The sequence below is a fragment of the Thermobacillus sp. ZCTH02-B1 genome (assembly GCF_002159085.1).
GTDB lineage: Bacteria > Bacillota > Bacilli > Paenibacillales > Paenibacillaceae > Thermobacillus.
In genome coordinates, this window is sequence record NZ_LZRU01000043.1 from 56161 (window position 1) to 68082 (window position 11922).

General features: G+C 61.6%; 9 protein-coding genes. 8 read left to right on the forward strand and 1 reads right to left on the reverse strand.

Translation table 11 applies throughout. The annotated features are described in order from the left end of the window. Nucleotides 1-771 (reverse strand): glucosamine-6-phosphate deaminase, encoded by a 771-nt coding sequence (gene nagB, locus A9Z00_RS14915; protein WP_296979112.1) that lies wholly within the window; start codon nt 769-771, stop codon nt 1-3. A gap of 165 nt (nt 772-936) precedes the next feature. Here nagB and A9Z00_RS14920 point away from each other — a divergent pair, with 165 nt between their 5' ends. From A9Z00_RS14920 to uxaC, 8 genes are all read left to right on the forward strand, one after another. Next, the gene (locus A9Z00_RS14920) at nt 937-2277 is read left to right on the forward strand and encodes a GGDEF domain-containing protein (RefSeq protein ID WP_296979114.1); all 1341 of its coding nucleotides are present in this window, start codon (nt 937-939) and stop codon (nt 2275-2277) included. A gap of 519 nt (nt 2278-2796) precedes the next feature. Continuing rightward, entirely contained in the window at nt 2797-4458 is a 1662-nt protein-coding gene (locus A9Z00_RS14925; RefSeq protein ID WP_296979116.1) for an extracellular solute-binding protein, read from the forward strand. Between the two features lie 107 nt (nt 4459-4565). After that, the gene (locus A9Z00_RS14930; protein ID WP_296979117.1) at nt 4566-5522 is read left to right on the forward strand and encodes an ABC transporter permease; all 957 of its coding nucleotides are present in this window, start codon (nt 4566-4568) and stop codon (nt 5520-5522) included. Beyond that, nucleotides 5516-6379 carry a carbohydrate ABC transporter permease gene (locus A9Z00_RS14935; protein WP_296979119.1) on the forward strand — a complete coding sequence of 288 codons (864 nt, stop codon included), beginning with the start codon at nt 5516-5518 and terminating at the stop codon, nt 6377-6379. The genes A9Z00_RS14930 and A9Z00_RS14935 overlap by 7 nt, the downstream gene beginning before the upstream one ends. A 45-nt stretch (nt 6380-6424) precedes the next feature. Continuing rightward, nucleotides 6425-8674: a helix-turn-helix transcriptional regulator gene (locus tag A9Z00_RS14940; protein WP_296979121.1), complete on the forward strand. Its 2250-nt coding sequence runs from the start codon at nt 6425-6427 to the stop codon at nt 8672-8674. A 28-nt stretch (nt 8675-8702) separates the two neighbouring features. After that, the gene (locus A9Z00_RS14945; RefSeq protein ID WP_296979123.1) at nt 8703-9653 is read left to right on the forward strand and encodes an ROK family glucokinase; all 951 of its coding nucleotides are present in this window, start codon (nt 8703-8705) and stop codon (nt 9651-9653) included. Nucleotides 9654-10106: 453 nt separating this feature from the next. Continuing rightward, nucleotides 10107-10295, forward strand: coding sequence for a hypothetical protein (locus A9Z00_RS14950; RefSeq protein ID WP_296979125.1), 189 nt, complete (start codon nt 10107-10109; stop codon nt 10293-10295). 224 nt (nt 10296-10519) lie between these two features. After that, nucleotides 10520-11920 carry a glucuronate isomerase gene (gene uxaC, locus A9Z00_RS14955; protein ID WP_296979234.1) on the forward strand — a complete coding sequence of 467 codons (1401 nt, stop codon included), beginning with the start codon at nt 10520-10522 and terminating at the stop codon, nt 11918-11920. The last annotated feature ends 2 nt before the right edge of the window (nt 11921-11922 follow it).

Consider the following 11922-nt stretch of genomic DNA (forward strand, 5'->3'; position numbering starts at 1 on the left):
TCACACCGTCCTTCCGCCCGGCGCCGCCGCGCCCAGTGCGGCCGGCGACAGCTTCGACGCCGCATCCCGGTCCAGCAGCACGATGAGCTGCGGATGGGTCTGCAGCAGTGAAGCGGGACAATCGGTCGTGATCGGACCCTCCAGTGCCCGCCGCACGATGTCCGCCTTGTCCGTTCCCTTGGCGATCAGCGCGATCGTCCGGGCCTTGAGGATCGTCCCAACGCCCATCGTGATCGCCCGCCGGGGCACCTCGTCCACGGAGCGGAAAAACCTCGCGTTCGCCCTCCGCGTCTCCTCCGCGAGTTCGACGACGTGCGTGCCGGTGACGAGCGCCGGTCCCGGCTCGTTGAAGCCGATGTGGCCGTTGTGCCCGATGCCGAGCAACTGCAGATCGATGCCGCCCGCTTCCTCGATCAGCGCGTCGTACCGGCGGCATTCCGCCTCGAGATCGGCGGCGTTGCCGTTCGGCAGATGGGCCCGTTCGGGCGGCAGATCGATATGGTCGAACAGGTTGCGCCGCATGTAGGCGTGATAGCTCTCCGGATGATCCTCCGGCAGGCCGACGTATTCGTCGAGATTGAAAGTGGTCGCATGGCGGAAGCTGACGAGCCCCTTCCGGTAATCGTCGATCAGGCGGCGATAGACGCCGAGCGGCGTGCCGCCCGTCGCGAGGCCGAGCACGGCGCGGGGTTTGACGCGGAGCAAGCCTTCGATGAGATCGGCGCAGGCCTCGTCCAGTCGGGCTTCCGATGCAAACACCTGAATGTTCAATCCGGTACACGCTCCTTGTCTCTCATGCTGTTCATCCTCGGGAGATATCGTTTGACATTTCGCCCGCTTCATATTATATCTTATATCATAAAATGACACAGTCTTTATTTTGTCTTAAATTATTTTTTCGATCAAGTTTCAAATCGCCGGAAAGGACGAGCGTTCATGCAGATCAAGATCGGTGTCATCGGACATCCGGAAACCGTGAAGCGGCTGATGACGGTCATCAGGGAATTTCCGACGTTTCGCCCGGTCGTCCGCGAGATCGGCCGGGTGGAGGAAGCGCCGGAGCGCGCCGTGGAGCTGGCGGGGGAGACGGAGGTGCTGTTCGTGTTCGGCCCGGCGATGCACCGGCTCGTGAAGGAACGGGTGCACGCGTCCGTGCCGGTGGTGCAGGCGCCGCTGACGGGCGCCGCGCTGTACCGCGCGCTGTTCTCCGCGTTGAAATCGGGCCGCCTGAACGGCGGCATCTCGGTCGACACCCTGACGAAACGGATGGTCATGCGGACGCTGCGGGACCTCGGCCTCGAGGACGTCCGCATGGCGATCTATCAGGGCCCCGCCTGGGCGTCCCCGGAGAAGCTGGTCGCCTTCCACGCGCAGCAGGCGGAAGCGGGACTGAGCACGCTCGCCGTAACCGGCGTCGCATCGGTGGCCGCGGAACTCGCCGCCCGCGGCATCGCCGCCGAGTATCTCATGCCGTCCGAGCAGGACATGGTCGTGGCGCTCGAACGGGCGCTGCTCTCGACGGAATCGCGCCGCAACAAGGAGGCGCAGATCGTCGTCGGGATGCTCGCCGTCGATGATTTCGCCGGCCTCGTGATGAAGAAGAGCAGCGAGCTCGAGGTGCAGAAGCTGAAGCTGGACATCCACCGGATGGTGCTGAACTACGTCGAATCGCTGGACGGGTATCTTACGCAAATCGGCGAAGGCGAGTACCTGTTCTTCACGACGCGGGGCATTTTCGAACGGGAGACCGGCGGCTACAAGACGATCTATCTCGCGAAGGACGCGAGGGCGACCCATGGCATTACGCTCAGCCTCGGCGTCGGCTTCGGCGCGTCGGCGAACGAGGCCGGCATGCACGCGCGCGCGGCGCTCCGGAAAGCCCGGGAGGCCGGCGGCAACGCATGCTTCATCATCCGCGAGGACCAGACGCTGATCGGCCCGCTCGAGATGTCCGATCCCGTGCAGGCCGTGCTGCCGCCGACGGACGCCGAACTGATCCGCAAGGCCGAGAAGGCCGGCATGACGAGCGCGTACCTGAGCAGGCTGCTCACCCACGCGTCGAAGTCGGGCAAATGCGACTACAAGGCCCACGAGCTGGCGGAAGTGCTCGGCGTTACGGTCCGCAGCGCCCACCGGCTGCTGCAGGCCTGGACGGACAACGGGCTGGTCAAGGTCGTCGACATGGAGAAGCTGTCGAAGGGCCGCCCGCGTCAGATCTACCGTTTCACGTTCCTCGCGGGCAGGGGCGGCGACCAGACGGCGGTCCGGCAAGACTGAATCCGGACGGCCGGTCGATGCCCATCGCGGACCGGCAGCCGGACCGGTCCGGCCTCTTTTTTTGTTTTTATTAAAGACAATATATAGACTTGTCTTTTTATTCGTGAAAGAGGTAACATAAAAGGGACGGTTTTTATATTTCCACCGCTTTTGATTTTTCCACACCCCGGGATCCCTTGATACACAAGGGTTTTTCGGTTTTTCGCGCCGCCGGACCTTCCGGTTTTGCCGGGTGGATGAAAACGCTTTATTTCACGGCGTATTCGTCCCGGATAGAATGGATGGCGACGGCGGGTCGCAAAATCGACCGCACCGGAACAAGCCGGCGGCCCGTGCCGGCGGCTTGCGAAAACAAAACACCAAGGGGGTGCGAGGGGCGGAGACTCGGTACATGGCTGAAGGTTCGTAATTTGCCGGTAAGTCTTTTTCCATCGCACAACCACCATCACGTACCGAAATCACGTACCGAAAACACAAAACCGAAAAGGACTGAATGACGGAAAAAAGAGAGGGGAAAACATGCGCGGAACGAAGCATCTGTTTGCCGTGCTGCTGGCGCTGACCATGCTGGCGATGCTGATCGCGGCCTGCGGCGGCGGCAGCAAGAACGAAAATAACAATAATTCATCCACCACCACCGCCAGCTCGGAATCGTCCGAGTCGGGCTCTTCGAATTCGGGCTCGTCGGGTTCCGAATCCGGGACGGCCGAAACCGAATCTCCGTACGGCGACACCGGCGGCCTCCAGCTTCCGATCGTCGACAAGCCGGTGACGATCACCTGGATGCTGGTCGGCGACGAGCCGGTGAATGACAAGCTGATCGCGAAAGAGATCGAGAAACGCACCGGCATCAAGGTGGATTTCCAGGTCTATTCGTCCGCGACCTATGCGGAGAAGCTGCGCGTCACGGTCGCATCGGGCAAGCTGCCCGACATCTTCCACGGTCTGACGCGGGCCGAACTGCGCAAGCTCGGCCAGCAGAACGCGGTCGTCGCGATCAACCAATACGCCGACATACTGCCCAACTTCCGCAAACTGTACATCGAAGAAAATCCGTGGGTCATCGCGTCCTACGGCGACGAGAACGGGAACATCTATACCTGGCCGATTTACGACTTGCAGCGCGCCGTGAACCACGGCTTCATGTACCGCAAGGACATCTTCGACAAGCACGGCATCAAACCGTGGACGAACACGGAAGAGTTCTATGAAGCGCTGAAGAAGCTCAAGGAACTGTACCCGAACTCCTATCCTTACGCTTCGAAGACGAAGGAATCGATCTTCAAGGATTGGGCTTACGGCTGGGGCATCGGCAGCGCGAGCTATCCGGCCTACTACGACGAAAGCGACGGCTTGTGGAAATTCGCGCCGGTGAGCGAGCAGCACAAGGATATGCTCGATCTGATGAAGCGGATGTACAACGAAGGCTTGCTCGATCCGGAGTTCCTGACGGATACGCAGGATTCCTGGACCGCGAAGATGACGACGGACCAGGCGTTCGTCACCTGGGACTGGATCGGCCGCATGGAGCTGTTCTACAACCAGGTCAAGGACCAGAATCCGGATTACGACCTGCGCTACGCGAATCCGATCGGTCCGACGGGCCGCATCCGCACGCTGCCGCTCATCGAAGACTTCAGCATCGCGGTCGCAAACAACGACAACAAGGAAGTCGCGCTGAAACTGCTCGACTACCTGACCAGCCCGTCCGGCGGCGCGCTCGTGACGCTGGGCGTCGAAGGCGAAACGTTCTATTTCGACGAGAACGGCAAGCCGGTTTATCCGGAACTGGAAGGCCAGGCCGTCGACATCAAGGTGCTCGAGAAGCATTACGGCCTCTGGCTTGAGGGCATGTACCTGCGTCCGGACCACCGAAGCGTCTACTACAACTTCACGGAACGCGAGCAGGAAGCCCAGGACATGATGATTTCACAGAACAAGTTCGAACCGCTCGATCCCGTGCTGAACTTCACCGACGAGGAGAACTCGCGGATCGCCGAGCTTCAGGTCGCGCTCGAGAAGGCGGCCGCCGAGTTCAACGCCAACTACATCCTCGACAAGAAAGCCGGCGACAAGGAATGGGAAGCCTGGGTGCAGAATGCGAAAAAGCTCGGCGCTGACGAATTCATCGAAATCTTCAACAGGGCACAGCAACGCTACAACGCCATGGTCGCGCAGTAACGCGGATCCGGGCGCCTGCGCGACGGGGACACCCGGGACCAACGGGTCCCGGGTGTCCCGCTCGTTGCGGGTGCGTTCCATTTTTCACATGTAAAGGAGGAGACAGGATGGAGTCCGCTGCCAGCCGGGCCGGGAATGCCGCGGGCAAGCCCTCCAGGCTCGCCGCCGCCCTGAAGCACATGAAGCGGGATCGGCAGCTGCTGATGTTGTTTATTCCCTGCCTCGCGTTCTATCTGATCTTCCGATACGGACCGCTGTACGGTCTCCTCATCGCGTTCAAGGACTACAGCGTGTTCCAGGGCATTTGGGACAGCCCGTGGGTGGGACTGAAACACTTCGAGAAGTTTTTCAGCGGCAACGATTTTGCGCTTTTGTTCCGCAACACCCTGCTGCTCGGTTTCCTGAACCTCATCTTCAGCTTCCCGTTCCCGATCTTGCTGGCGCTCATGCTGAACGAGGTCAGACTGAAGTGGTTCAAGAAGTCCGTCCAGACGCTGAGTTATCTGCCGGCGTTTCTGTCCGTCGTCATCATCTGCAGCATGGTCATCGACTTTCTGTCGCCGACGCACGGCATCGTCAACAAGATCATCCAGGCGTTCGGCTTCGAACCGATCTACTTCCTCGGCGAGAAGGCCTGGTTCCGGCCGGTTTACATCATCTCGGAAATCTGGACGAACATGGGGTACGAGTCGATCATCTACCTGGCCGCGATCGCCGGCATCGATCCGACGCTCTACGAAGCGGCCCGGGTCGACGGCGCGAACCGCTACCACATGATGCGGCACATCACGATTCCCGGCATCCTGGGCACGGTGGTCGTCATGTTCATCCTGAAGACCGGCTCCATGATCCGGATCGGCTACGAGAAGGTGCTGCTCCTGTACAGCCCGATGACCTACGAGGTGGCGGACGTGTTCTCCACCTTCGTCTACCGCAAGGGGCTTCTCGAAGCGAACTTCAGCTACGCCGCCGCGGTCGGCCTGTTCGAGGCGCTCGTCGCGCTCGTCATGCTCCTCGCGGCGAACCTGGTCAGCAAGCGGATAGGGGGCAGAGGCTTGTGGTAGGTCAACCCCGTTTCACCCTGTTCAGTCTCATCAACGGATTTCTGCTGATATGCGTCGCGATGGCGACCCTCTATCCGGTGTGGTACATTTTTGTCGTTTCGCTGAGCGACACGGCCCATGTCGTGCAGGGCAAAGTCTTCCTCTGGCCGAAGGGCCTGAATCTGGAAGCCTACCGGGAAGTGCTGGAAGACAGCAAAATTCCCCGGGCGTATCTGAACACGATCTTCTACACGACGCTCGGCACCACGATCAATCTGCTGATGACGGCGGTCGCCGCCTACCCGCTCTCGCACAAGGATTTCTTCGGGCGGAAATGGTTCATGCTGATGATCGTCCTGACCATGTTCCTGAATCCGGGCATCATTCCCAACTATCTGCTCGTGCAGAAGCTGGGCATGATCGACACGTTCTGGGCGCTGGTCATACCGAACGCGATCTGGACGTTCGAGCTGATCATCCTGAAATCGTTCTACGAGAGCATGTCGTCGTCGATCCGGGAAGCCGCGAGAATCGACGGCGCGTCCGAATTCCGGATCCTGTTCAGCATCATCATCCCGCTCGCCAAGCCGGCGCTGGCCTCGATCGGCCTGTTCTACTTCATGGGGCACTGGAACAGCTACTTTCTGCCGATGATCTACCTGAACGATTCGGTGAAGTATCCGCTCCAGGTCGTGCTCCGGGACATGCTGATCTTCAACGAGGGCAACCGGTCGAACCTGGTGGACGCCGCCGCGCTGGCGCCGCAGGCGCTCAAGAACGCGACGATCGTGCTGTCGATGATTCCCGTCCTCATGATCTATCCGTTCGCGCAGAAATATTTTGCCAAAGGAGTCATGCTCGGAGCGGAGAAAGGATAAGTGGGCGTTCCGTCGGTACGTGCTTTTCGCACGGGGGGGCTGGTCATGAGAAGATGGTTCTTCAATCTGGGCGTGCTGCAGGTGTTCGGAGCCATGCTGCTCGTGATTCTGGTGATGTCCGTGTCCAACTGGATGATCTATCGGAACTCGATATCGGATATTTACAACCAGATGGTCGACCACAACGCCAAGGCGGTCCAGTCCATGATCCGGTCGTTCGACGACAGCTTCAGGGCGGTCAACCATCTGATCTACACGATCCACAGCCTGCCCTACGACAACGTGCTCGACACCGACGGCTCGGTCGATATGTCCAAGGTGTACACCTTGCAGCAGCAGGTCGAATCCCTGATGTCCTCGAATGATATGGTGGAAGACGTCATCGTCTTCTATGACAACGTTCCCGTCGCGATCACGTCCAGGGGCACGAGCAGCCTGCGGCATCTGTTCGAGCAGAAATACCGCCATCCGGTGTACGACAGCCAGTCATGGTTGAAATTCCTGCGCAGCAAGCATGACATGCAGGTGTTTCCGGCCGAAAACTTCACGATCCTCACGGGCTCGACGCAGGAATACCTGATGAAGAAGCTGATGGTCATTACGGGCGGCAATCGCATGGCGCTGTCGAACAAGAACATCGTCGTGCTCATCGACGTCGACAAGCTGCTCGCGCAGGTGAACCGGGTATCGCTCATCCCGGGCGCGTCGCTCGTCGTCATGGACCAAAACCGCCAGGTGCTGATGGGAACCGGGGCCAACTGGGACCTCGTGGAAGTGATCAACACCTTCAAAGGCAACGTCCGGGACGAGACTTCACTCACCCGCGAGAACTACGAGTACCATGTCTACCAGTCGGATTACAACGGCTTCATCTATATCCACCGGGTACCGTACCAGTTCCAGAACCTGGAGTCCGTGACCCGTGCGAACCGTTCCATCATTCTGACCTCGATCGCCAGCGCGCTGATCCTGTCCGCGCTGCTGAGCGTCTATCTGCACCGGCCCGTGCGGAACATCCTGCGGTTGCTCGGCGGCGGCAGCAGCAAGGGGAACGATTTCCGCAAAATCTACAGCGGCATCGTCAAGCTGCAGACCGAAAACCAGCAATACCGCAGCCGGCAGCAGTTCCTCGACAGCGAGCTCAGGCGCGCCGTGTTCCTGCGCGCCCTCGAAGAGCCGCCGCATTCGGAGGAGGAGCTCCGGGAGATGGAGACATGCAAGCCGGACCTTTTGCCGCACCGGTATTTCGTGATGGGAGCGCTGCTCCTGGAACGACCGGCGGCGGACGGGGATACGGTTCCGGCTGGCACGCTGTCGGCCGTCCTGCAGCGGGAACTTCGGAACGTGCGGCCGGACGCCGTCGTGGTCCACGTGCGGGCGCTGCGCTTCCTCGCGCTCTTCCCCCTGCGGGAGACCGGCGAGCGGCCGACGCTTCTGCGCCGACTGCGCGAGGCCGTCAGCGCAATGGAGCAGGGCGCCCTGGAAGGCTGGCGCATCCGCGGCTGCCTGAGCAAAGCGTACGGCGCGGATTTCCGGCATTTTCCCGAGGCGTACGAGGAAGTGCGGGAAGGGATGTACAACCGTCCGGTGAACGCGGAGGAAGCGATTCTCGACGCGGCCGGGCGAGCGGACCGGCGGGGCATGCACCTGCCGCTCGACCAGCTCGAGAAGCTGTCGAACTGCCTGATCGGCGGAAAGCACGAAGAGACCGCCGCGATCATCCGCGACATCCTGCAGCGAAACGCCGGACAGAACATCGGGTTGCGCCGGATGGAGCACGTCGCGCGGACGCTTTTCTATCACATGTTCCGGCTGGCCGAGGCGTCCGGCCTGGACGGCGACGCGCTCGAAGCGCTGGAGCGCCGCTTCCACCGCGCGCTTGAAGAGGAAGGCGATATCGGTCGGGCGGAGCGGATATTGATCGAGGCGGCCGGGCACATCGGCAGCCGGATCCGGGCCGTGAAGCCGGACAGGCTGAACCCGGCGTTCATCAGCCAGTACATCGAGCTGCATTACATGGAAGACTTGTATCTGGACCACATGGCGGAGGTTCTGGGCACGACGCCGAAATATTTCTCCAACTACTTCAAGAAGACGTTCGGCGTCACGTTCGTCGATTATCTGAGCAAGGTGCGGCTTGCCCACGCGCGCGAGCTGCTGCGCAACACCACGCTGTCGATCGCGGAAGTCGGGGAGCGGGTCGGCTATCTGAACGCCTCCACCTTCGCGACGACGTTCAAGAAATATTACGGCATATCGCCGAGCGACTTCCGCAAGCAAGAACTCGGCGCATGATGCGATTTGACGTTCCGGGGTGCTGGACATGACGGACAAATGGTATCTTGGCATCGACATTGGCGGCACGTCCATCAAGGTCGGCCTGTGCGATGTGGACGGCGCGCTTGCGCACACGTACGAAGGTCCGACGGAGACGGATCGGGGCCGGGAATGCGTGCTGGACAACATCGCCGCGTACGCCCGCCGGTGCGTCGAAGAAGCGGGGATGGACTGGGGGCAGATCAGGGGCGTCGGCGTCGGCATTCCCGGCCAGATCGACGCGGTGCGGGGTGTCGTCGAATTTGCCGCCAATCTGCCACTTTCGGGCGTGCGGCTCAAGGATCATCTGGAGAAGGTGCTGGGCAAGCCCGTGCGCATCGGTAACGACGCGAACGTCGCCGCGCTCGGAGAGGCTTTGTCCGGCGCCGGCCGCGGCGCGGCGAACAGCGTGACTTACACGCTCGGCACCGGCGTGGGCGGAGGCATCGTCGTGAACGGCCGGGTTGTCGACGGCTTCTCCGGCATGGGTGGCGAGCTGGGCCACATGACGATTGTGCCCGACTCCGAAGCGGTTCGGTGCGGATGCGGCCGAATCGGCTGCCTGGAGACGGTGGCGTCGGCAACGGGCATCGTGCGCATGGCGCGCGAGGCGTTGGAACAGGGCGTCCGGACGACGCTTTCGGAGGCCGGCGCGCTGACGGCGAAAGCGGTGTTCGACGCGGCGAAGGCCGGGGACGATACGGCGCGGCGCATCGTCGACCGGGCGGCGCATTATCTCGGACTGTCGATGGCGCAGGTGGCGGTCATCGTCAACCCGGAGCGGTTCATCGTCGGCGGCGGCGTCGCCGCGGCGGGTGAATTTTTGCTTGAGCGGGTGCGGAAGTCGTTCCGGGCGCACGCGCTGGATCGGGCGCGCGAAGGCGTCGTGATTGTCGCCGCGGAGCTCGGCAACTGCGCCGGCATGATCGGCGCCGCGGGGCTCGTGCGGGATCTGTGAGTTCCGAAAATTTGCGATGCGGAGCTTGTGCGTGATCACATGAGCTCCGGAGATCCACGCCCGTGGGCTCGTGTGGGTTTTTGAGATCCGAAGATTCGCGATGCAGGGGTTGTGAGGATCATGGGAGCTCCGAAGATCCGCGCAGCTCGCAGCTTCCCGTAGGAGAAGGGGCGCGGTTGTCCTTGCGGCTCTGAATCAAGGACCGCAGCCGCGGTACCGGCGGTAGAATCCGGGAACCGATGATGATGCGGTTGGCGTCGGAATCAGGGAACAACCATGATGCGGAAGGCGTCGGAACGCGGGATAATCCGTGAATCCGAGACTGGGTTGATTTTTGTCGAATTTTCGTGCATGACCGTCCTGCCTTCGCGTGGTAAGATTAGGAAGAACGATGACGACTGCGGGTGGTGGAGAACGTTGCGCTTTCAATTCGTCTGGGGAAGCTTTTTTGCCTTGTTCTTCTGGGCCGTCGGGCTGCTCGTCATGTACATGGTCATCTACTTGGCGGTCAAGCATGCGATCAACAACGCGCAGACGCTGCGGGAACTGCGAGAAGAGATAAGGGCGCTCCGCATGTCCGGGTCGCCGCGCAACCCGGATTTCGGACCTGCGGGACCGGGCTGGCATGACGACAGAAGGTGACGGACCTGATGGACCCCGTCCGCTTTTTTGCGCCGAACGGATGCGCGGGACGGGCTCCCGCGGGCCGGACACCGGCAACGGTGGGGACGGGGTTCAAAAAAGTGGTTGAATTCCGGCACGATTCGGATATATGATGGTGACATGACCGGAATAACAACGTTGTTATCCGCTTCATGAAAACAAAACGCAGGAGAAAGGCGGGATCCGGATTGGCCAGACGTTTCATGGACGAGGATTTTCTGCTCGGGAGCGAGACGGCGCGGCGGCTGTATCACGAGCACGCGAAGCCGCAGCCGATCATCGACTACCACTGCCATCTGAATCCGCGGGAGATTTGGGAGAACCGTACATACCGCGATCTCGCGGAGGTGTGGCTCGGCGGCGACCATTACAAGTGGCGGGCGATGCGTGCGAACGGCGTCGACGAGCGGTACGTGACCGGCGACGCGGACGGATATGAGAAATTTCTGGCCTACGCCCGCACGCTGCCGCAGGCGCTCGGCAATCCGCTCTACCATTGGTCTCATCTTGAGCTCAAGCGGTATTTCGGCATCGAGGAGCCGCTCAATGAGCGCACGGCGCCGTCGATCTGGGAGCGGGCGAACCGGCTGATCCGGGAGGGTGGCTTCGGCGCGCGCGACCTGATCAAGAAGTCGAACGTCGAGGTGATCTGCACGACCGACGATCCGGCCGACTCGTTGGAATATCATCTGAAGCTGAAGGAGGACCGGTCGTTCCGGACGAAGGTGCTGCCGTCGTTCCGCCCGGACAAGGCGCTCGAACTGAACCGGCCGGGATTTGCGGAATACATCCGCAGGCTGGGGCTGGCGGCGGGCATCCCGATCCGGACGTACGACGACCTGCTGGCCGCGCTGAAGGGGCGGATCGATTTCTTCCACGAGGCGGGATGCCGCGTCTCGGACCACGCGCTCGACGTCGTCGTATACGAGGACGCGTCGGATGCGGAAGCGGCGGCCGCCTTCAGCGAGGCGCTCGAGGGCCGTACCGCAAGCGATGAAGCGGAGCGGAAATACAAGACGCATCTGCTCATTTTCCTCGGCAGGGAATACGCCGCGCGGGGATGGGCGATGCAGTATCACATGAATGCGCAGCGCAACAACAACTCGCGCCGGATGGCCGAACTCGGTCCCGACACCGGCTTCGACTCGATCGGCGACACGGCGATCGCCCGGCCGCTCGCCCGGCTGCTCGACGCGCTCGACCGGGAGAACGCGCTGCCGAAGACGATCCTCTATTCGCTCCATCCGGGCCACAACCCGATCGTCGCTTCGATGATCGGCAACTTCCAGGGCGGCGGCATCCCGGGCAAAATCCAGTTCGGCTCGGCCTGGTGGTTCAACGACACGAAGGAAGGGATGATCGCCCAGCTCAAGACGCTCGCCGACATGGGCCTGCTCGGCCGGTTCATCGGCATGCTGACCGACTCGCGCAGCTTCCTGTCGTATACGCGGCACGAGTATTTCCGCCGGATTCTCTGCAACCTGATCGGCGAATGGGCGGAGAACGGCGAGGTGCCGGATGACATGGAGATGCTCGGCGGCATCGTGGAGAACATTTCCTATCGGAACGCGAAGGAATACTTCGGTTTCGACAACGTCGGGTGAGG

Bases quoted from the DNA above. Each gene is read 5' to 3' on its own strand.
- uxaC (WP_296979234.1), top strand. From the start codon at position 10,520: ATGGACGAGGATTTTCTGCTCGGGAGCGAGACGGCGCGGCGGCTGTAT.
- A9Z00_RS14925 (WP_296979116.1), top strand. From the start codon at position 2,797: ATGCGCGGAACGAAGCATCTGTTTGCCGTGCTGCTGGCGCTGACCATG.
- A9Z00_RS14930 (WP_296979117.1), top strand. From the start codon at position 4,566: ATGGAGTCCGCTGCCAGCCGGGCCGGGAATGCCGCGGGCAAGCCCTCC.
- A9Z00_RS14945 (WP_296979123.1), top strand. From the start codon at position 8,703: ATGACGGACAAATGGTATCTTGGCATCGACATTGGCGGCACGTCCATC.
- A9Z00_RS14920 (WP_296979114.1), top strand. From the start codon at position 937: ATGCAGATCAAGATCGGTGTCATCGGACATCCGGAAACCGTGAAGCGG.
- A9Z00_RS14940 (WP_296979121.1), top strand. From the start codon at position 6,425: ATGAGAAGATGGTTCTTCAATCTGGGCGTGCTGCAGGTGTTCGGAGCC.